Consider the following 20,442-nt stretch of genomic DNA (forward strand, 5'->3'; position numbering starts at 1 on the left):
GATCCCCCACCGGCAGCCTGGAGTGGGCCCGTGTTCTGGTTGATCCTCGTCCTGATGGTGCTGGTCGTCGGCGCGGCCGCGCTGGCCGCGCTGGGCGCGGGCGGCTCGCTCCCCGACGCCGAGCGCGACCGCCTCGCCGCGCGGCTCCCGCAGGACCGCCCGCTCGCCCGCGCGGACGTCGACGAGCTGCGCTTCCCGATGGCGCTGCGCGGCTACCGCATGGACGAGGTCGACGACGCCCTCGACCGCATGGCCGCAGAGCTGAGCGAGCGCGAGCACCGCGTCCACGAGCTCGAGACCGCGCTGGCCGCGGCGCTCGCCTCCCCCGGCGCGGCCGGCTCGCTCGCCACGGAGCGGCGTGTCGCCTACGAGCCGACGCAGGCGCTCCCGCCCGCGCCGCGGGAGGCCGCTCCCGGGGCGGACGAGACGCACGAGGACGACGAGCCGTGACCGAGGCCATCCGCGGCGAGGACGGCCGGCTGCGCTGCCCGTGGGGTCTGTCGACCCCCGACTACGTCGAGTACCACGACACCGAGTGGGGCAAGCCGGTCCACGGCGACACCGCGCTCTACGAGCGCCTCGCTCTGGAGGCGTTCCAGTCGGGCCTGTCCTGGATCACCATCCTGCGCCGCAGGGAAGGCTTCCGCAGGGCCTTCGACGGCTTCGACCCGGTGAAGGTCGCCGCGTACGGCGACGCCGACGTCGCCCGCCTGCTCGCGGACGAGGGCATCATCCGCAACCGGGCGAAGATCCTCGCCACCATCGCCAACGCCCGCGCCCTCCTCGCCTTGGACGGCACCACCCTCGACGCCCTCATCTGGAGCCACGCCCCGGACCCGGCCCCCACCGCCCCGAAGTCCCTCTCGGACGTCCCGGCAGTCACCCCGGAATCCACGGCCCTGGCCAAGTCCCTCAAGCGCCACGGCTTCCGCTTCGTCGGCCCCACCACGGCCTACGCCATGATGCAGGCCTGCGGCCTCGTCAACGACCACTTCACGGACTGCTTCGCCCGCTGAAGCTCGCCTTTCGGGCGGCGGGGACCATGCACTCTCCAGGGGCGCGGGGAACTGCGCGACAAGCCACCCATCTGCGGATGGTCCTCAACGCTCAGGGCCATCCGCACGCCGGTGGGCCTAGCGGCCGGTGAAGCGCGGGGTCTCCTTCGCGAGGAACGCCTCCACGGCGATGGTGTGGTCCGCCGAGTCGCCCGCCAGGGTCTGGAGTTCCTCCTCCTTGGCGAGGGTCTCCACGAGGGTGTGGCCGGCGCCGTAGGCCACCGCGGACTTGATCGCGCCGTAGGCGACCGTCGGGCCCTGCGCGAGCTTGCGAGCGAACGCGCGGGCCTCGTCCAGCAGCTCCGGGCCCGGCAGCACGCGGTGCGTGAGGCCGAGGGCCAACGCCTCCTCCGCCTTGACGGTCTGAGGGAACATCAGCAGCTCGATCGCCCGCGACTGGCCGACCAGGCGCGGAAGGGTCCACGACGCGCCGGAGTCCGTGCTGAGCGCAACGCCCGCGAAGGACGTGTTGAAGCCGCCGTGCGCGGCGAGGAAGCGGAAGTCGCAGGCCCACGCCAGCGCCGCGCCCGCGCCCGCGGCCACGCCGTTGACCGCGGCGACGACCGGCTTGGGCATCGTGGCCAGCGCGGTGACCAGCGGGTTGTAGTGCTCGCGGACGGTCGACAGCGCGGGGCCGCCGCCCTCCCTCGCGGCAGCGAGATTGCCGACGTGCTCCTTCAGGTCCTGGCCGACGCAGAACGCGCGGTCGCCGGCGCCCGTCAGCAGCACCGCACGGACCGCGGGGTTGGCCGCCGCGTCGGTCGCGGCGTCGCGCAGGGCCACCTTGGTCGCCGTGTCGAGGGCGTTCATCGCCTCGGGGCGGTTGATGGTCAGGGTCGCCAGCCCGTCCTCGATCTCGTACAGGACGCTGTCGGACACGTCGGTCTCCTCACTGTTCGTTCTGGTCAGCATGACGGATCCGGTACCTCTGAGAAGATGTGACGTAGCCCACTTTCGCGCGTCCGACCGGGGGAACACGAGGGGAGCTCACGCACCCGCAGGTGCCCGGTGGGGGAGGGGAACTGAGGTGCGGTCGGCGAGCGTGTTCGAACCTGTCGGAACGTGCACGGAGGAGGCCGCTGGGGCTGGCGAGATGCGTGACGTTGGTCATCGGACGGTTGAATGCGGGATACTGGTACTCCGATCAGTGCGTTCGAAACCTGCGGTGGACGGGCCGCAGGTTCCGGTGGAGCAGGTGCAGGAAGGGGAACGAGCATGGCGGCCATGAAGCCGCGGACGGGCGACGGCCCGCTTGAGGTGACCAAGGAGGGGCGGGGCATCGTCATGCGCGTTCCGCTTGAGGGCGGCGGCCGCCTGGTCGTCGAGCTGACGCCCGACGAGGCCGAGGCGCTCGGCGACGCTCTCAAGAAGGTGTGCGGCTGAGCCCACCCCGCTCACATCCTCCATCGAAGGCCCCTGTCCCGCTCGCGGGAGAGGGGCCTTCGGCCATCCCCGGCCCGATCCGGCCCGATCCGGCCCACTCCCGCCGAGTCCCGCCCGGCCCCGCCGGGCTCAGCGGCGGACCGCGGCCAGCAGGCCGTCGCCGACCGGCAGCAGCGCGGGTATCAGGTCCGGGTGCTCGCGCACCTGCCGCATCAGCTCGCGCACGGCCGCCGTACGGACCCCGAGCGCGCCCTCGAAGCAGACCGTTCCCCCAGGTCGCAGCAGGCGCAACGATTCAGCAAGGTAGCCGGTGGTCTCCGCCGGATCACCGTCGCAGAAGACCAGGTCGTACTGTCCGTCCGCCAGCCGCGGCAGCACCTCCAGGGCTGGGCCGGGGATCAGCCGGGCCCGGCTCGGCGCGAAGCCGGCCGCGGCGAAGGCCTCGCGGGCCTGCCGCTGCAGTCCCGGCTGGACGTCGACGGTGGTGAGGATGCCGTCCGCGCGCATCCCGCGCAGCAGGCAGATGCCCGACACGCCCGCGCCGGTGCCGATCTCGACGACCGCCCGCGCGCCCGTCGCGGCCGCCAGCAGCCGCAGCGCCGCGCCGCTGCCGGGGGAGACCGGCCGGACCGAGGAGAGCAGCGAGAGTTCGCGGGCACGCTCGAGCACGGCGTCCTCGACGGCGTAGGCGTCGGCGAGGGCCGCGTCCGCTTGCCCGTAGCCGCTGATGCCTTCCTCCCGCGCCGAGCCGAGTTGTGTGCCTCTCCACCGATCCGTACTGACCAGTGTCGATTTCTGGCCACAGGTTAGTGGAGAGAGGCGGAACCGGGATCAAGGCCCGGCCGTTGGATTGGAAAGAGGGCCGGGTTCGTCCCGGCCGTCGGCGCCTTCGTTGTACCGGCTGTGCACGGAGCGCCGCAGGTGGATCGTTGGTTGTTTGGCTTTTATCCGGTGCTAACGGGTGGTGCGGATATGGTGGTGGCCCTGCTAGGCAGAAGAGCCGATCGAGGAGGTGTGGCTGAGGGGGGCGCCCGTTCGCGCGATCTTCGCGGCCCCGCGCCGGCCCACAGGCCGAAGCCCGTGATGAGTGAGTCGCAGCCCGAGAACGCGCCCGTCGACGCGACGGAGTCGAACGGTCTCCCGGCCGCCCTGGAGGGCGTCGCCGAGGGTCAGACCGCGTCCTTCGACGAGTCCGGTGCGACGGCTGCCTGGACCCCGCCCAGCTGGGAGGAGATCGTCCAGACCCACTCCGCCCGCGTCTACCGCCTCGCCTACCGCCTGACCGGCAACCAGCACGACGCCGAGGACCTCACCCAGGAGGTCTTCGTCCGCGTCTTCCGGTCGCTCTCCACCTACACGCCCGGCACCTTCGAGGGCTGGCTGCACCGGATCACGACCAACCTCTTCCTGGACATGGTCCGCCGCAAGCAGCGGATCCGCTTCGACGCCCTGGCCGAGGACGCCGCCGAGCGGCTGCCCAGCCGGGAGCCGTCGCCCGCGCAGCAGTTCCACGACACCCACTTCGACGCCGACGTCCAGCACGCGCTGGACTCCCTCGCGCCGGAGTTCCGGGCCGCCGTGGTGCTCTGCGACATCGAGGGCCTGTCCTACGAGGAGATCGCCGCGACGCTCGGCGTCAAGCTCGGCACCGTCCGCAGCCGCATCCACCGCGGCCGTGCGCACCTGCGCGCCGCCCTGCAGCACCGCGCCCCGGGCGCGGGCGAGGGCCGTGAGCGCCGGGGTGGCGTGGACGTCGAGGCCGAGGCCCGGCTGTTGGCCGCGGACGCCCTCGATCGGGGGCGGTCCTCGTGAGCGAGCAGCCCCGCCGCGCCCCGCGGCCGGAGGTCGGCGAGCTGCGGGTGACCCAGGTCTCCGTGGCCGTCAACGCCCCGGCTCCGCAGGAGCACCACCTCGGCGACCGCCTCGCCGCGTTCGTCGACGGCGAGCTCGACCACGGCGCCCGTGAGCGCGTCCAGGCGCACCTGGCCACCTGCCCCGACTGCCTGGCCGAGGCGGAGGAGGAGCGCCGGCTCAAGTCGCGACTGCGCGAGGTCCTGCCACCCGCGCCCAGCGACGTCTTCCTCAGTCGCCTGATGTCCATCTCCGCCGCCGACGACGAGGGTGACGCGGGCGGCCCACCCCAGGGCACGCCCTCGCGCGTCAGATCCCTCTTCGGTGGCTCCGCCGCCCAGGGCCCCGGATTCGGCGCCACCGGCGGGCTCGGCGGGGGCGGTCTGCGCGGCAGCAGCTTCGGCAACGGCGCGCTCGGCGCGGACCGTCCGCTGCCCGGCGTCGACCCGCGCGCCCGGCGTGAGCGCGGCCGTGAGCCGCGTGCCGAGCGTCCGATAGCCGCACGGCTGCGCTCCGGGTCCGACCCCGCAGGCTCGATGGCCCCGGCCCAGCCCGTGGTCGCGGTCGCGCCGAGCGCGCCCGCCGCGCCGCGCGGCCGTCGGTTGGTCTTCGCCGCGGCCGGCGCCTTCTCCGTCGCCGCGGTCACGCTGAGCACCGCGCTCACCGGGGTCACCGCCACTTCGGAGGCGCCCCACGGTGTCGCCCCGCTGTCGGGCAGCAACAACTACGCGCCGGCGGGCAACTACGTGCCCTCCACCGGTCAGCTGGCCTATGACGCCTCGCGCATCGACGACTCCCGCCAGCACGCGGGCACCGCCGCGCACCCGTCGCCGGCCCGCCCGACCGCGGCGCCCAACCTCTATCCGGCCTCCCAGTTCCGCCAGTGACCTGGTGGTGAGTCGGCCACCGCAGGCTTTTTTGCCTGGTCGGCCCGTACCGCGACAGCCGCGGTGCGGGCCGACGGCTTTTTGTCGGTGTGCTGTTCAGTCACCTGTTCGTTAACTGGGAACATTCACTCGGGCATAGCCTCGATCGCCCCCGACCTGTTTCAATGCCAGGGCAGCAGGCGTGGAGGAGCAGTTCGGCATGGCAGCGGAACACCAGGTGGAGGAGCCGGAGGCGCCGCAGCGTGCCGGGCGGCCCGCGCCCGCATGGTGGAGCCACCCCGGCGGCGCGGCAGCGCGGCGCGGCGCGATCTTCGGGGGGCCCACGGGCGCCGAGGACGGCGGGTCGAGCGGCACGACGAGTGGCGCGACGGACAGCGGGGCCGACGGCGGGAGCATCCCGACGCAGCGGTCGAACGAGGAGCCGTGGGGCGGCCCTGCCGGGCCGCGGCGGCGCCGGACCACGCCCGCGCTCAGCTCGCCCAGGGGGCTGCTGATCATCGCCTTCGTCGTGGTCGTCGCCAGCCTGATAGGCGGCGGCCTCGGAGTCGGGGTCGAAGGGGCCGCGGAAGGCGGCCGGCTCACCCTGCACCAGCAGTCGGGCGCCGCGTCCGCCGAGTCCAGCCGCACCGCGAAGGTGCTGCACGCGGTGCTGCCGGGCGTGGTCTACCTCCAGGTCGACGCCGGCGGCCAGCGCAGCGCGGGCACGGGCATCCTGCTGGACGCCAACGGGCACATCCTCACCAACAACCACGTCATCGCCCCGCAGGGCGCCGTCGGCACCGTGACGGTCACCTTCAGCACCGGTCAGCACCACCCGGCCACTCTCGTCGGGCGGGACGTGGGCAGTGACCTCGCCGTGCTGCGTGTCGAGGGCGTCTCCGGGCTCACCCCCGCGACCTTCGGCGACTCCGACAACGTGCAGGTGGGCGAGTCGGTGATGGCGATCGGCGCACCCTACGGCCTGCGCGGCACGGTCACCTCCGGCATCGTCAGCGCCGTCGACCGGCCGATCATGTCCGGCAGCCTGGACTCGCCCGCGGGCCACTCCTACCTCGACGCGCTGCAGACCGACGCGCCGATCAACCCCGGCAACTCGGGCGGCCCGCTGCTGGACGCCAGCGGCACGGTGATCGGGATCAACACCGTCATCCGCTCCTCCGACCCGGACAGCTCCGACCCCTACGGCAGCGACAGCACCAGCGGCAGCATCGGGCTCGGCTTCGCCATCCCGATCGACCAGGCCACCGAGGTCGCCGCGCAGCTGATCGGTGTCGGCCGGGCCACCCCGCCCATGCTCGGCGTCACCCTGGACCGCGGCTTCGACGGCGGCGCCAAGGTCACCGACGTGCAGCAGCGCGGCTCCAAGCTGGAGGCGGGCGACGTCATCACGGCGGCCGACGGGGTCGCCGTCACCGACGCGGACGACCTGATCGCACTGATCCGCGGCCGCAAGCCGAACGGCACGACCGAGCTCACCGTGCTGCGCGACGGCGCGAGCCTGAAGATCGAGGCGAAGCTCACCTCGGAACCCACCGACAGCACCTCGACCAAGGCCTGAGGCCGTCCCCGTTCCCCTTTTCACACCCCCGGTTCACGGGGCACCGGGTACGTCTTGGCGTCCGGGCGATTACGCTGGAGCCGTCCACACGTCAGCAGGGGAGCCGACCGCATGTTCTTCGACATCAGCCCGCTCGAGATGGTGGTGCTCGTCGTCCTCGCCGTGGTCATCTTCGGCCCCGACAAGCTCCCCAAGCTGGTCCAGGACGCGATGGGCATCATCCGGAAGATCCGCGAGTTCTCCGACAGCGCCAAGGAGGACATCCGCAAGGAGCTGGGCCCGGAGTACCAGGACTTCGAGTTCCAGGACCTGAACCCGAAGACCTTCGTGCGCAAGCAGATGCAGCGGCACGGCGACGAGTTCGGCCTGGGCGACATCCAGGAGCTGAAGAACGGCTTCACCCGCGACGCGAGCGACGCCGCCGCGGCGGTGAAGTCGGTCCGCAACGACCCGCTCGGCCAGGTCGCCGCCGAGGGCAACGGCACCCCGGCCGCGCCCGCGGCTCCGGCCACTGCCGCCACTCCCGACGAGCGGCCTCCCTACGACCTCGAGGCCACCTGACGCAGGCTCTGACGGAGGCTCAGGCGCGCGTCAGCCCTTCCCTACACGGTCGTCCCCGTCCGCCCCGGTAATCTTCTGCCGGGGCGGACCAAGAGGAGGGCCGAAATGGACACCACGAGCGACACCGTGGCCGAGCAGGACCAGCAGCCGCGGGCGGAGGCGAAGCCCGCGGGACCGGGCTTCGGCGGGGTGGACTTCCCCTGGTACGGCCTGGACGACGCCTGGACCGGCCGCCGCTGGTACGGCACCACCGGTACCTCGCCGGACGGCCGCACCGTCGACTACGGCTTCCTCGGCCACGGCGACGAGCCGGTCCGCTCCTACCTGGCCCAGGACCCGGCCGAGGGCCGGCGCTTCGCCGTCGTGGTGACCGTCGCCCGCCGCGAGGCCCGCCGCCTCGAGAACGGCACCGGCATGCTGGAGGCGACCTCCGTCTCCGCGGCCGCCTGGCTGGCCGGCTCCGGCCTGCTCACCGCGACCGAGCACGCCCCGATGGAGCGCTCGCTCCGCCAGGACTGGCTCGACCAGCAGACGGCCCTCGCCTGGGACCTCGCCGACGACCTCGACGGCCCCGCCTGGTCCTCCCTCACCCTCCCGGTGAACGGCACCCCCCAGCCCTTCCGCTACCGCGAGTCCGAATACGGCTGGGTCCTCGCCGGCAACGCCGACGACGCCCACCTCGGCGCCTACGGCCGCGGCGTCAGCGCCTACGGCCTGGGCTTCACGGTGATCACGGACTTCACGCCCTACGCGGGCTAGCCGCAGCGGCTTCCCGACGACGAACGCCGACCGCCCCGTCGAGAGGAGCGGTCGGCGTTCGTGTGGCAGCCGGTCGGGCCGGTCGTCGTCAGAACTTGTTCTTCGGCGTGAGCCCCAGGGAGAGGCCGGAGAGGCCGCGCTGGCGGGAGGCCAGCTTGGTGGCGATGGCGCGGAGGGCGCTGCCGGCCGGGGAGTCCGGGTCGGAGAGGACGATGGGCTTGCCCTCGTCACCGCCCTGGCGGAGCTGGACGTCGATGGGGATGTTGCCGAGGACCGGGACCTTCGCGCCGGTGGCGCGGGTGAGGGCGTCGGCGACGGTCTGGCCGCCGCCGGTGCCGAAGACGTCGACCATCTCGCCGCAGTGCGGGCACGGCATGCCGGACATGTTCTCGATGACGCCGACGATCGTCTGGTGCGTCTGCAGCGCGATCGTGCCGGCCCGCTCCGCGACCTCCGCCGCGGCCTGCTGCGGGGTGGTGACCAGCAGGATCTCCGCGTTCGGGATCAGCTGGGCGACCGAGATCGCGATGTCGCCGGTGCCCGGCGGCAGGTCGAGCAGCAGGATGTCGAGGTCGCCCCAGTAGACGTCCGCGAGGAACTGCTGCAGCGCGCGGTGCAGCATCGGTCCGCGCCACACGACGGGCGCGTTGCCCGGGGTGAACATGCCGATCGAGATGACCTTCACGCCGTTCGCGGACGGCGGCATGATCATGTTCTCGACCTGCGTCGGCCGGCCCTCCGCGCCCAGCATGCGCGGCACGCTGTGGCCGTAGATGTCGGCGTCGACGACGGCGACCTTCAGGCCCTGGTCGGCCAGCGCGGCGGCGAGGTTCACCGTCACCGAGGACTTGCCGACGCCGCCCTTGCCGGACGCGACCGCGTAGACGCGGGTGAGCGAGCCGGGCTTGGCGAAGGGGATCTCCTTCTCGGCCTGGCCGCCGCGCAGCGTCGTCTGCAGCTCCTTGCGCTGCTCGGCGCTCATCACGTCCAGCTCGACCTCGACCGAGGAGATGCCGGGGACGGCGGAGACCGCGTCGCGGACGCGGGTGGTGATGGTGTCGCGCATCGGGCAGCCGGACACCGTCAGCCAGACGGCGACCTTCGCGCCGCCCGCGGCGTCGACCGCCACGGATTTCACCATGCCGAGCTCGGTGATGGGCCGGTTGATCTCCGGGTCCTGCACCTTCGCCAGCGCGGCGCGCACGGACTCCTCGATGGGGGTCGCCTCAGTGTCGGTTGCCATACCCGAATGGTACGGCGGGCCGGGAGGCCCGCTGACCCGTCAGTAGCGTGGAGCAGATCACACCAGGTCGGACGCCACGACACGCGGGTCCTCCGGGCCCCGGCCGTCGCCGTCGCGGGCGTCCATCTCCTTCAGTAGCTGCTGCAGTTCGCTGCGCAGGAAGTCGCGGGTGGCCACCTCGCCGAGGCCGTGCCGCAGCGCGGCGACCTCGCGGGTGAGGAACTCGGTGTCCGCGACGGTGCGGCTGGCGCGGGCCCGGTCCTGCTCCATGTTGACCCGGTCGCGGTCGTCCTGCCGGTTCTGCGCCAGCAGGATCAGCGGCGCGGCGTAGGAGGCCTGCAGCGACAGGGCCAGGGTCAGGAAGATGAACGGGTACTCGTCGAAGCGAACCGCCGACGGCATGACCACGTTCCAGGCGATCCAGAGCAGGATCACCATCGTCATCCAGACCAGGAAGCGCCCGGTGCCCATGAAGCGGGCGAACCGCTCCGACAAGCGCCCGAACGCGTCGGGGTCGGGCTGCGGCAGACCGAGCCGGGAAGGCCGCTGCGGCTGGTCGAGCCGGAGCCGCTTCTGCTTCAGCGGCTGCGGCTGGTTCGGTTTCTGCTCAGCTGTGGGACCCATCGGAGGTCACCTCCTCGCCGTGGTGGGTGCGGGGCGCGCCGCCGTGGAGCGCGGACTCGCGCCAGTCCTCCGGCAGCAGGTGGTCGAGCACGTCGTCGACGGTGACACAGCCCAGCAGGTTGCCGGCCTCGTCGACCACCGGCGCGGCCACCATGTTGTAGGTGGCCAGGAAGCTGGTGATGCTCGGCAGTTCGGTCGCGGGGGTGAGCGGGTCGAGGTCACGGTCGACGAGCGAGCCGACCAGCGTGAACGGCGGCTCGCGCAGCAGCCGCTGGAAGTGGACCAGCCCGAGGTACTTGCCCGTCGGCGTCTCCAGCGGCGGCCGGCACACGTAGACGACGGAGGCCTGTGCGGGCTTCAGGTCCTCGTGGCGGATCCGGGCCAGCGCCTCGGCGACCGTGCCGTCCGGCGGCAGCACGACCGGCTCGGTGGTCATCAGACCGCCGGCGGTGTGCTCCGCGTAGGTGAGCAGGCGGCGCAGCGGCTCGGCCTCGTCCGGCTCCATCAGCTGGAGCAGCTGCTCCGCCTCCTCGTCCGGCAGCTCGGAGAGCAGGTCGGCCGCGTCGTCGGGGTCCATCGCCTCCAGCACGTCGGCGGCGCGCTCCTGGTGCAGCCCGGCCAGGATCGCCACCTGGTCGTCCTCGGGCAGCTCCTCCATGACGTCGGCCAGACGCTCGTCGTCCAGCGCGGCCGCGACCTCGCCGCGGCGCTTGGGCGAGAGGTGGTGCAGCACGTTGGCCAGGTCGGCCGGGCGGAGCCGGTCGAAGGTGGCGAGCAGGTTGGCCGCGCCCTGGTCCTCCTCGCGCAGCGCGAAGCCGGTGACGGCGGACCACTCGACGACCAAGGTCTCACCCTTGCGGCGCAGCCGGCCGCCGCGGCCCTTCTCGACGAAGACCTTGTCGATCTCCCAGTCGCGGGCCTTGGCGCGCACCATGGCGACGTCGAGCACGATGACCGTCTCGCCCTCCTCGCCGTACGGCCCGGACTCGCGCAGGGTGACCCGGCGGTCCAGCAGCTCGGCGAGGCAGAGCGTCTCGGTCGGGCGCTGCTCGAAGCGGCGCATGTTGATCACGCCGGTCATGATCACCTGGCCTGACTCCACGCTGGTGACGCGGTTCATCGGCAGGAAGACCCGGCGCTTGCCGGGCACCTCGACCACGAACCCGAGCACCCGCGGCGGCCGTCCGGCGAGCCGCAGGGTCACCACCAGGTCGCGGACCCGCCCGACGCTGTCGGCGTTGGGGTCGAAGACCGCCACCCCCGCCAGATGCGAGACGAACACCCGCGAGGCACCGGCGCCCACGCTCACGCGATACCTCCCAATGACCCCGCCCGACGGACAACCCGCTCCAGGGGGCCAGGCTACCTGGTATGAGAGGTCTGCCCCCTTTTGCACCCCGCGTGCGCGCGAGGGGTCACCGGGACGGGCCCCGCGTGGGCGCGGTCGGCCGAGCGGGCCTCCGGCGGGCGCGGGCAGCCCTTGGGCGGTCAGGCCTGGCGGCGGCGCTTACGGCCGAGGAGCAGCTTGGGCAGCGCGGCCGGGATGGGCCGCCGGGTCGTGGCGGCGGTCGGCACCGGCGGCGCCGTGTGGGCGCCGTCCGGCATCGCGCCGGGGTGCTCGACGCTGTGGCCCTGGGGTGCCAGCCGCAGCACCCGGCTGTCCTGGGCCCAGCGCTCCTCGACCCCGTCGTGGTCCAGCGCGTTGAGCCGCTTGCCCTTGAGTTCGTCCACGGCTGCCTGCCACGCCTCGGAGCGCGGGGCCAGCAGCTCGGTCCGTGCCCGGAAGGCGACCAGTCGGCCCCACTTGTCCCGGCTGCGCAGGGTGACGACGACGTCCTGGCCCTCGGCGAGGCCTTCCAACGGCTGCTCGCCGCCGTCGCCGACGAGCACCACCGCGTCGTCCACCCACGCGTGCCACAGCGCCCGGTCGCGTCCGCCGTCGCGTCGCACCCACAGCAGGCCGGACTTCCTCGCGGCCTCCTCGACCAGCGCGCGATCCAGCAGCTCGGCACTCGGCTCAGCAGTCATGCCCACAGGGTATTGGGTCTCCGGCGGCGTCTCGGCCCCGAGACGTGGAACGTCCAGGGCGTGGAACTCCGTGGAAGCCGAGCCTGTCAGTCACCTACCATCGAAACGCCCCTTACCGACCTCTTCTGCGTCGGTTCCCGCGTGGTCGTGCCGAGGAGTGGCCCGTGTCCAGCACCGCCGAGAGCGCGAGCTCGCCCGCCGCGCCCGCGGTCGCGTCCCGGCAGGCGGGCGCCGCTCAGCCGGGCGCCGGTCCGGCCGCCGTCGGCCTGCATCCGGACCTGTCGGCCGTGCCGCGCATCGACTTCGTGCTGCTCGCGCTCGCCGTCGCCGGTGTCGCGCTGTCCGCGCCGCTGATCAGTGCCATCGCCGCGCCCGCCGTCGCCATCGCGTTCTGGCGCAACTGCATGGCCACCGGCATCCTCGCGCCGATCGCGCTGCTGCGGCACCGCGGCGAGCTGCGGGCGATGACCAGGCGCACGGTCGGGCTCTCGCTCGCCGCGGGCGCGTTCCTCGCGCTGCACTTCGCGATGTGGCTGCCCAGCCTGCGGCTGACCTCCGTCGCGACCTCGACCGCGCTGTGCACCGCCACCCCGCTGTGGACCACGCTCTACCTGCGGCTGCGCGGGCACCGTCCGCCGCGCGTGGTGTGGGTGGGCATCGGGCTCGCCTTCGCCGGTGTGGTGCTGCTGACCGGCTTCGACCTGACGCTCTCCTCGCGCGCGGTCCTGGGCGACCTGCTCGCCCTCGGCGCCGGCATGGCCGCGTCCGGGTACTTCCTGCTCGGCAGCGAGGTGCGACGCACCGTCAGCACCACCGCCTACACCTTCGTCTGCTACGCGACGACGGCCGTGCTGCTGCTGGTGGCCTGCCTGCTCTCCGGGCAGTCGCTGACCGGCTACAGCCCCACCGCCTGGTGGCAGATCGTGCTGCTCACCGCGTCCGCGCAGTTCCTCGGGCACTCGCTGAGCAACCGAGTGGTGCGCACGCTGGGACCGTCGTTCGTCTCCACCGCGATCCTGCTGGAGACCCCGGGCGCGGCACTGATCGCCGCCGTCTGGCTCGGCCAGCTGCCGCCGGTCGCGGTCTACCCGGCCGTGGCGATGATCCTGGCCGGCCTGCTGCTCATCATCCGTGGCAGCAGCAGCCGCTCCGGGCAGGGCGCTTGAGCTGTTGCCGGGCCGGCCCCGACCGGGGCCCCGGTGACCAGGACGTAGGCTCTGCGTATGCCGCACGCCGCCGACTCGTCCGTCCCGTCCGCGCCGGACGCCGTCCTCGCCGCCGTCGAGGCGCGTCTGATCAGCACCTTCGGTGAGCCCGACGGCCGCGCCGCGATCACCTTCCTCGGCACCGACCGGATCGAGGTGCTGCGCTTCCCGCAGCCCGAGGGCCTGTACCGGTACGCCACCCTCGGCATGTCCGCCGCGCCGATGACGGACCCGACGGCGCTGGTGGCCGACCCGGTCGCCGGACCGCGCGTCGAGCTCGTGGTCACCGTCCGCGGCGGTCAGGACGGGCTGCTGCGCCCGCTGGCCACGCTCGCCGCCGCACCGCAGGTGGAGGGGCTGGTCGTGGCTCCGGGTGCCTCGCTGGACCTCGGCGAACCGCTCTGGCCGAATGCGCCCTTCACGGGCTTCCTGGTCGCCGAACCGGGCGGACTGGTGGAGGACTTGGAGCTCCCCGAGCCCGCCGAGCCGGTCCGGTTCCTGCCGCTGCTGCCGATGACCCCCAACGAGGCCGCCCACAAGCGCGTGCACGGCGCCGCCGAGCTCCAGGAGCGCTGGCTGCGCCACGGCACGGACCTGCGTGATCAGCAGCGCAAGTCCGTGCCCCTCGGCGACATGTGACGCCGGATCAGACCATCGGGGTCAGTACTGCGGCTGACCGGCCGGCGCGCCGCCCTGGGCCGGGACCTGCGCCTGCGGCAGCGCGGCCAGCAGCTGGTCCAGCTCGCCCCGCCAGTAGCGGTGGATGTTCAGACGGGTCGGCTTGGTGCCCGGCGTCATCTCGACGTACATCGAGCTCCACACCGTGGCCCGCTTGATCCGGCTGGCCGGGAAGGCCGGGATCGGGTAGGCGGCGACGACCTCGCCCGGGCGGTTGGTGAAGCGGCTCGCGGAGTTCACCACGATCGAGGTGTTGGTCAGCGTCAGGAAGTAGAACTTGCGGGTCAGCGCGACGACCAGCCCGAGCACCGGCACCTCGTCGAAGACCGCGTTCAGCCACGGGCTCGGCCCGGTCTCCACGTGCACGCACGCGATGAACTGCTCACCGGGAGGAGCCACCTGCGAGAGCTTCTCGATGACCTGCTGCTTCTGCTTTGCACGGCGAATCGCCATGTACCCACCCCGGGAGGAAGAAAAGGGACGGGCGCGATTCCCCGGCGCCCGTCGAGAGACGCCAGAGGCTAGCAGGTTTTAGGACAGCGAGTATGGCCGGGTTCGACCGCCTCAGCCGGTGATCGGCTTGGCCCCCGTGGCGAGCCCGACCAGGGCCTCGTAGGCGGCCGGATCCGTGGTGTCCGCGCCGAGCCTGACGGTCTTTCGGCTGCCGTGGTAGTCCGAGGAACCCGTCACCAGCAGGCCCAGCTCGGCCGCGAGCCCGCGCAACCGGGCGCGCGTCTCCTCGTCGTGGTCCAGGTGGTCGACCTCCAGCCCCGTCAGACCCGCCGCGGCCAGATCCGCGATCGTCGCCTCCGAGACCGTGCGGCCGCGCTTGGACGCCCCCGGGTGCGCGAACACCGTCACGCCGCCGGCCCCGCGGACCAGCGCGACCGCCTCGGCCGGGTCGGTCTCCCGCTTGGGCACGTCCGCCCGCCCGCCGTTGGCGAGCCACTCCTTGCTGAAGGCGGAGTCCACGTCCGCCACGACCCCCGCCTCGACCAGCGCCGAGGCGACGTGCGGCCGCCCCACCGCGCCACGGCCCGCGATCCGCAGCACCTGCTCCCAGGTGATGGGCGCGCCCAGGGCACGGCAGCGCTCGACGACGGCCTGCGCCCGCCGCACCCGGTCCGTCCGCACCAGCTCGCGCTCCCGCGCGAACGCCGGCTCCTCCGGGTCGAACAGGTAGGCCAGCATGTGCATCGAGATGCCCTCGACGCGACACGACAGCTCCGCGCCCGGCACCAGCGTCAACGCCGTCCCGTGCAGCGCGTCGGCGGCCTCGGCCCAGCCGGCCGTGGTGTCGTGGTCGGTCAGCGCGACGACGTCCAGCCCGGCGGCCACGGCGTTCCGCACCAGCTCCGCGGGGGAGTCCGTGCCGTCGGAGGCGTTGCTGTGGGCGTGGAGATCGATGCGCATGCCGTCCAGCGTAGGGGAGCGCCCCGACAACCGGGGCGGCTGTCTCGCTGCGCTGCCTCTCGCCGCCCTGCTATTTCAGGATGCGGGGCGACAGCGCCCCGCAGGGCAGCAGCTCCAGCTCCGCTCCCGCGTCGCGGAGGTCGGTGAGCACCAGTTCGTCGTACATCAGCAGGCCGGAGCGCTCCGGCCAGACCACCGCCCACAGCCACAGCCCGCGCGCCTCACCGACGAAGACGGCGCGGTCGTCGGGGGCGTCCGGGACGTGCCAGAGCGCCGTCGGGCGCCCCGCCGCCAGGACCTTCGCGTGCGGCGGGCGGTTCACCGCGATCGCGTCGCCCGGATCGGGCCCGGACAGCCCGGCGTAGCGCGCGCCCAGGCCGACGCCGAGCTCCTCGGCGATCAGCAGCAGCTCTCCGGGCCCGCCCAGCGGACCCGGCCCGGAGCAGGCGACGGCCGTCGCCCGCGTTCCCGAGACATCGTCACCAGCGTGTGCGATGCCCGTGAACAGCCAGCCCACCGGCAGCGGCCAGGGCAGCCAGACGGGCACCTCGGCCCTCGCGACAGCGACGCCCAGCGCCTCGACGCTGGGCGGGACGATCGGCTGCAGGGGATAGACCGTCCCGTGTCTGTCGCACTGCCACGTGTCGGTGAACAACCCCGGGGCGCGGACTCGGCCCCCGCACCTCGGGCAACTGGGCTCGCCCCTCATAGAGGACCACGGTCCTCTCTCCCGCCCGGTCCGTCAAGGACGATCACCCGCGCGGGCGACCCCTCTTTCGAGGGATCCCCGAGGCCTGCGGAGCGGTCAGACCGTGGTGTTCGCGAGGGGTCGGATATAGAGGCGATCGCCCGTCGCGGCGGCGTGGTCGACGATGGAACGGACCGCGTCCGCCTCGGCGATCTGGCTCTCCCCGACCGGCGTTCCGCTCTCGTCGAGGCGGAGGATCTCGAAGCGCATGGACCTCTCCCTTCAGCTGGACCAACCCGGCTACGGACACCATCCTGCGGGTCGCCTGCTGCGCGCCCGTTAGCGCTCTGTTAAACGTACGTATCGGTACGGCTCACCGGGCTGACGCCACGTCAGGCGAGCACGTTGCTCCAGAAGGCCGAGAGCGAGACCGCCGTGCCCGCGGGCCGCTCCGCGTTCGGCGAATGCCCGGCCCCGGGGACGACCACGTGCTCCGCGGACAGCCGCAGCGCCATCTGCGCCTGCAGTTCCACCGGCCAGGCGTAGTCCTGCTCGCCGGAGACGACCAGCTTCGGCAGCGACACCTTGGCCAGGGCGTCCACCCGGTCCGGCTCCGAGATCAGCCGCTGCGCCATCGCCGCCAGCGCGGCCGGGACGTTGGCCAGCCAGCGCCGGTGCAGGAACTCCGCGATGTCCTGCTCCAGCCGGACCTTGGCGCCGCCGGCCTCGTCCATCTCCTGCATGGCCTGCCAGATCTCCTCCAGCGTCATCGCCGGCAGGGCGGCCAGCAGCAGCTTTGCGCGCTCCGTCTCCCCGTGCCCGACGGCGGCCGGGCCGGTGCTCAGCAGCGTCAGCGAGGACCACGGCAGCGGCGTCCCCGTCGCGCGCAGCACCGCGTCCCGGGCGACGTACCCGGCGAAGGAGTGCGCCAGCAGGTGCAGCGGCCGCGCGGCGGTGCGTTCCCGCAGTTCCGCGGTGACCGCGAGCAGGTCGAGGCTCAACTCCTCCAGCGCGTACGCGGCGACGTCGTCCGGCCCGCCCGTCTCGTACTGACCGCGCTGGTCGATGGCAACCACCTCGAGGCCGTCCTCGGCCAGCGGCTCCAGCAGCGCGATGAAGTCCTCCTTGCTGCCGGTGAACCCTGGCACGAGCAGCGCCGTCGCCGTGGCGTCCCGTCCCTGCGGCACCGCGTGCAGCGCGGCGAACTCGCCTCTGGCCGTGCGCAGACGGACGCTGCGGGCACAGGCGGGCAGCGTGAGGAACGGCGGCGTGCTCATCCGGGGAGACCTCCTGGCGGGACGGCGTGCGAGTCGAGCCTAGCCAGACGAGATGTCCGGCAGATGTCGCTGCGCCTGTGCCGTGTCCCCGGAAACGCCGACGGCGCGGCGGGCCCCGTGGGGGATCCCGCCGCGCCGTCGTTGCGTGCGTCAGGCGCGGCTGCGCGTGCGCTTGGCCGGGGTCTCGGCGGCCTCCGCCGCGGCGGACGCGGCGGCGGCCTCGGCGAGGCGGACGCTGCGCCGCTTGCGCTTCGGCCGCTCCTCCTCGGCGGCGGCCGGAGCCGCCTCCACGCGCTGCGTCGGGACCTCCGGCTCGGCGGCCTTCGCCGCCGACCGCTCGGCGGCCTTGACGGTGGCGTCGGTCACACCCGACGTCGCCCGCCGCCGCTTGCGCGGCGCGGGCACCGACGTGGCCTCGACCGGAGCGGCCGGAGCCTCCTCGGCCTTCTCCGTGGGCAGGCCCGCGGCCTTGGCGCTGGTGTCGGTCACACCCGACGTCGCCCGCCGCCGCTTGCGCGGCGCCACCGCCGGAGCGGTGGGAGCGACGGGCGCGGCCGGGGCGGGCTGCACCGGAGCGGCGACCTCGACGACGGTCTCCGCGACGACGGCCTGGACCGGCGTCTCGGTGACGGCCTGCTTGGCCGTGCGGGTGCGCTTGCGCGGTGCCGGGGTCTCCTCGGCGGCCGGGGCCTCCGGGGTGACGACGGCCTCGACGGGCGTCTCGGCGACGGCCTTGGCGGCACGCGAGGTGCGCTTGCGCGGCGCGGGGGTCTCCGCGACGGCGTCGACCGCGACGGTCTCGGCGACCGGGGTCGCCTCGATGACGGCGGTCTCGGCGACGGCCTTCTTGGTCGCCCGGGTCCGCTTGCGCGGGGCCGGGGTCTCCTCGGCGACAGTCTCCTCGCTGGCCGGGGCCTCCGGGGTGACGACGGCCACGGGGGCCACCTCGGCGACGGCCTTGGCGGTACGCGAGGTGCGCTTGCGCGGCGCGGGGGTCTCCGCGACGGCGTCGACCGCGACGGTGTCGACGACCGGGGTCGCCTCGATGACGGCGGTCTCGGCGACGGCCTTCTTGGTCGCCCGGGTCCGCTTGCGCGGGGCCGGGGTCTCCTCGGCGACAGTCTCCGCCAGGACGGTCTCGACCAGCGTCTCGGTGACGGCCTGCTTGGCCGTGCGGGTGCGCTTGCGTGGGGCCGGGGTCTCCTCGGCGGCCGGGGCCTCCGGGGTGACGACGGCCACGGGGGCCACCTCGGCGACGGCCTTGGCCGCACGGGAGGCACGCTTGCGCGGCGCCGGGGCGTCCTCGACCACGGCCTCGGTCGCGACGACCTCGACCGCCTTCTTGGTGGCGCGCGTCCGCGTGCGCGGCGCGGGGGTCTCCTCGGCGAGGATCTCCGCGACGACGCCCTCGGCGACCGGGGTCGCCTCGATGACGGCGGTCTCGGCCACGGCCTTCTTGGTGGCCCGGGTCCGCTTGCGCGGCGCCGGGGCGTCCTCGACGACGGTCTCGACCGCGACGGGCTCGACGGCCGGAGCCGGCTCGACCACGACGTCCTGGGCCGGCTCGACCACTGCCTCGGCGGTGGTCTTCGCGGCGCGGGTGCGGCGACGACGCGGCTCGGCCGGAGCCGCCTCGGTCTCGACCGGCACGGCCTCGACGACCGGCGGGGCCGTCTCCGCGACGACGGCCTCGACGACCGGAGTCGCCTCGACCGCGGCAGCGTCCTGCTCGGCGCCGCGCGTGCGGCGCCGACGACGGCGCCCGGGCGCGTCCGTGCCCTCGGCGGTGTCGTCGAGTGCGGGCTGCGTCGGCTGCGCCGTCTGCTCGGCCGTCGCCTCCGCGCCGGAGTCCGCGCCGCCGCGCGTGCGGCGACGCTTGCGGTCGCGCTCCCGGCGTCCGGCCGGACGCTCGGTCTCGCGCTCGGTCTCGCGATCGCGACCCCGGCCCTCGCCGCGGCCCGCCGGCTTGGTCGCGCCGCGACGGCGACCGCCGCCCGGCTCGCCCAGGTCCTCGATCTCCTCCGCGTCCAGACCGGCGCGGGTGCGCTCGGTACGCGGCAGCACTCCCTTGGTCCCGGCCGGGATGTGCAGCTGCTCGTAGAAGTGCGCGGAGGACGAGTACGTCTCCTCCGGGTCGTTGAACTTCAGGTCCAGCGCCTTGTTGATCAGCTGCCAGCGCGGGATGTCGTCCCAGTCGACCAGCGTGACGGCGGTGCCCGACGCGCCCGCGCGGCCGGTACGGCCGATGCGGTGCAGGTAGGTCTTCTCGTCCTCGGGGCACTGGTAGTTCACCACGTGGGTGACACCCTCGACGTCGATGCCGCGGGCGGCGACATCGGTGCAGACCAGCACGTCGACCTTGCCGTTGCGGAACGCCCGCAGCGCCTGCTCACGCGCGCCCTGGCCCAGGTCGCCGTGGACGGCGCCGGCGGCGAAGCCGCGCTTGGTCAGCTGCTCGGCGACGTCGGCAGTGGTGCGCTTGGTGCGGCAGAAGATCATCGCCAGGTTGCGGCCCTCGGCCTGCAGCAGGCGGGCGATCATCTCGACCTTGTCGAGCGAGTGCGCGCGGAAGATGTGCTGCGAGATGTTCGCGACCGTCGCGCCCTCGTCGTCCGGCGCGGTGGCGCGGATGTGCGTCGGGCGGCTCATGTAGCGGCGGGCCAGACCGATGACCGCGCCCGGCATGGTCGCCGAGAACAGCATGGTCTGCCGCTGCGCCGGCAGCAGGTCGATGATCTTCTCGACGTCGGGCAGGAAGCCCAGGTCGAGCATCTCGTCGGCCTCGTCCAGCACGAGCGTGCGCACGGCGGAGAGGTCGAGCTTCTTCTGGCGGGCCAGGTCGAGCAGCCGGCCGGGGGTGCCGACGATGACGTCGACGCCGCGCTCCAGCGCCTCGATCTGGGTCTCGTAGCCGCGACCGCCGTAGATCGAGAGGACCCGCACGTTGCGGACCTTGCCGGCGACCAGCAGGTCGTTGGTGACCTGGGTGCACAGCTCTCGGGTCGGGACGACGACCAGCGCCTGCGGCGCGGTCGGCAGTTCGGCGGCGGTGAGGCGACCGGCGTCCACGTCGGCCGCGACGCGGACGGAGTCGATGATGGGGAGTCCGAAGCCCAGGGTCTTGCCAGTGCCGGTCTTGGCCTGGCCGATGACGTCGTGGCCGGTCATGGCCACCGGGAGGGTCATCTCCTGGATCGGGAAGGGAGTGATGATGCCAACGGCCTCGAGGGCC

General features: G+C 73.6%; 22 protein-coding genes. 10 read left to right on the forward strand and 12 right to left on the reverse strand.

Annotation, left to right across the window (positions count from 1 at the left end):
• Positions 1–30 precede the first annotated feature (30 nt).
• Entirely contained in the window at positions 31–450 is a 420-nt protein-coding gene (locus DN069_RS15940) for a DivIVA domain-containing protein (protein ID WP_111501649.1), read from the forward strand.
• The gene (locus tag DN069_RS15945) at positions 447–1,016 is read left to right on the forward strand and encodes a DNA-3-methyladenine glycosylase I (RefSeq protein ID WP_111501650.1); all 570 of its coding nucleotides are present in this window, start codon (positions 447–449) and stop codon (positions 1,014–1,016) included. Before DN069_RS15940 ends, DN069_RS15945 begins: the two co-directional genes overlap by 4 nt.
• Before the next feature lie 117 nt (positions 1,017–1,133).
• Here the strand turns inward: DN069_RS15945 and DN069_RS15950 are convergent, their stop codons facing one another.
• Positions 1,134–1,934: an enoyl-CoA hydratase-related protein gene (locus DN069_RS15950; protein WP_111501685.1), complete on the reverse strand. Its 801-nt coding sequence runs from the start codon at positions 1,932–1,934 to the stop codon at positions 1,134–1,136.
• A gap of 336 nt (positions 1,935–2,270) precedes the next feature.
• On the opposite strand from DN069_RS15950, the gene DN069_RS15955 reads away from it, so the two are divergent.
• A complete protein-coding gene (locus DN069_RS15955) occupies positions 2,271–2,438 on the forward strand; it encodes a DUF3117 domain-containing protein (RefSeq protein WP_075003713.1) in 168 nt (55 codons plus the stop codon).
• Positions 2,439–2,567: 129 nt separating this feature from the next.
• On the opposite strand, the gene DN069_RS15960 is transcribed toward DN069_RS15955, so the two are convergent.
• A complete protein-coding gene (locus DN069_RS15960) occupies positions 2,568–3,224 on the reverse strand; it encodes an O-methyltransferase (RefSeq protein ID WP_424556289.1) in 657 nt (218 codons plus the stop codon).
• 186 nt (positions 3,225–3,410) lie between these two features.
• On the opposite strand from DN069_RS15960, the gene sigE reads away from it, so the two are divergent.
• The 5 genes from sigE (at position 3,411) to DN069_RS15985 (ending at position 8,054) form a co-directional block, all read left to right on the forward strand.
• Entirely contained in the window at positions 3,411–4,250 is an 840-nt protein-coding gene (gene sigE, locus DN069_RS15965; protein WP_243639285.1) for an RNA polymerase sigma factor SigE, read from the forward strand.
• The gene (locus tag DN069_RS15970) at positions 4,247–5,176 is read left to right on the forward strand and encodes an anti-sigma factor family protein (protein ID WP_116513683.1); all 930 of its coding nucleotides are present in this window, start codon (positions 4,247–4,249) and stop codon (positions 5,174–5,176) included. The genes sigE and DN069_RS15970 overlap by 4 nt, the downstream gene beginning before the upstream one ends.
• Positions 5,177–5,375: 199 nt before the next feature.
• Positions 5,376–6,734 carry a S1C family serine protease gene (locus tag DN069_RS15975; protein WP_111501652.1) on the forward strand — a complete coding sequence of 453 codons (1,359 nt, stop codon included), beginning with the start codon at positions 5,376–5,378 and terminating at the stop codon, positions 6,732–6,734.
• Between the two features lie 111 nt (positions 6,735–6,845).
• Positions 6,846–7,295 (forward strand): sec-independent translocase, encoded by a 450-nt coding sequence (locus DN069_RS15980; protein WP_111501653.1) that lies wholly within the window; start codon positions 6,846–6,848, stop codon positions 7,293–7,295.
• 105 nt (positions 7,296–7,400) lie between these two features.
• Positions 7,401–8,054, forward strand: coding sequence for a hypothetical protein (locus tag DN069_RS15985; RefSeq protein WP_243639286.1), 654 nt, complete (start codon positions 7,401–7,403; stop codon positions 8,052–8,054).
• A gap of 88 nt (positions 8,055–8,142) precedes the next feature.
• Here DN069_RS15985 and DN069_RS15990 read toward each other — a convergent pair whose 3' ends face one another.
• From DN069_RS15990 to DN069_RS16005, 4 genes are all read right to left on the reverse strand, one after another.
• Positions 8,143–9,297, reverse strand: coding sequence for an Mrp/NBP35 family ATP-binding protein (locus DN069_RS15990; RefSeq protein ID WP_111501654.1), 1,155 nt, complete (start codon positions 9,295–9,297; stop codon positions 8,143–8,145).
• Between the two features lie 57 nt (positions 9,298–9,354).
• Positions 9,355–9,921, reverse strand: a complete 567-nt coding sequence (locus DN069_RS15995; RefSeq protein WP_111501655.1) for a DUF1003 domain-containing protein — start codon at positions 9,919–9,921, stop codon at positions 9,355–9,357.
• Positions 9,905–11,224 carry a magnesium transporter MgtE N-terminal domain-containing protein gene (locus DN069_RS16000; RefSeq protein WP_111501688.1) on the reverse strand — a complete coding sequence of 440 codons (1,320 nt, stop codon included), beginning with the start codon at positions 11,222–11,224 and terminating at the stop codon, positions 9,905–9,907. Before DN069_RS16000 ends, DN069_RS15995 begins: the two co-directional genes overlap by 17 nt.
• Positions 11,225–11,409: 185 nt before the next feature.
• Positions 11,410–11,949 (reverse strand): hypothetical protein, encoded by a 540-nt coding sequence (locus tag DN069_RS16005; protein ID WP_111501656.1) that lies wholly within the window; start codon positions 11,947–11,949, stop codon positions 11,410–11,412.
• A 164-nt stretch (positions 11,950–12,113) separates the two neighbouring features.
• Here DN069_RS16005 and DN069_RS16010 point away from each other — a divergent pair, with 164 nt between their 5' ends.
• Positions 12,114–13,115, forward strand: coding sequence for a DMT family transporter (locus DN069_RS16010; protein WP_111501657.1), 1,002 nt, complete (start codon positions 12,114–12,116; stop codon positions 13,113–13,115).
• 57 nt (positions 13,116–13,172) lie between these two features.
• A complete protein-coding gene (locus tag DN069_RS16015) occupies positions 13,173–13,793 on the forward strand; it encodes a suppressor of fused domain protein (protein WP_111501658.1) in 621 nt (206 codons plus the stop codon).
• A 21-nt stretch (positions 13,794–13,814) separates the two neighbouring features.
• Here the strand turns inward: DN069_RS16015 and DN069_RS16020 are convergent, their stop codons facing one another.
• From DN069_RS16020 to DN069_RS16040, 6 genes are all read right to left on the reverse strand, one after another.
• Positions 13,815–14,285: a hypothetical protein gene (locus DN069_RS16020; protein WP_111501659.1), complete on the reverse strand. Its 471-nt coding sequence runs from the start codon at positions 14,283–14,285 to the stop codon at positions 13,815–13,817.
• Between the two features lie 111 nt (positions 14,286–14,396).
• A complete protein-coding gene (locus tag DN069_RS16025; RefSeq protein ID WP_111501660.1) occupies positions 14,397–15,245 on the reverse strand; it encodes a PHP domain-containing protein in 849 nt (282 codons plus the stop codon).
• A gap of 70 nt (positions 15,246–15,315) precedes the next feature.
• Positions 15,316–15,954, reverse strand: a complete 639-nt coding sequence (locus DN069_RS16030) for a DUF6758 family protein (RefSeq protein WP_111501661.1) — start codon at positions 15,952–15,954, stop codon at positions 15,316–15,318.
• Between the two features lie 96 nt (positions 15,955–16,050).
• Positions 16,051–16,203, reverse strand: a complete 153-nt coding sequence (locus tag DN069_RS40075) for a hypothetical protein (protein ID WP_165845517.1) — start codon at positions 16,201–16,203, stop codon at positions 16,051–16,053.
• Positions 16,204–16,325: 122 nt separating this feature from the next.
• On the reverse strand, positions 16,326–17,210 hold the full coding sequence (locus tag DN069_RS16035) for an alpha/beta fold hydrolase (protein WP_111501662.1): 885 nt from the start codon (positions 17,208–17,210) through the stop codon (positions 16,326–16,328).
• A 150-nt stretch (positions 17,211–17,360) separates the two neighbouring features.
• The gene (locus DN069_RS16040; protein ID WP_243639287.1) at positions 17,361–20,396 is read right to left on the reverse strand and encodes a DEAD/DEAH box helicase; all 3,036 of its coding nucleotides are present in this window, start codon (positions 20,394–20,396) and stop codon (positions 17,361–17,363) included.
• Between the last annotated feature and the right edge of the window lie 46 nt (positions 20,397–20,442).

The sequence above is a fragment of the Streptacidiphilus pinicola genome (assembly GCF_003258295.1).
Classification (GTDB): Bacteria; Actinomycetota; Actinomycetes; order Streptomycetales; family Streptomycetaceae; genus Streptacidiphilus; species Streptacidiphilus pinicola.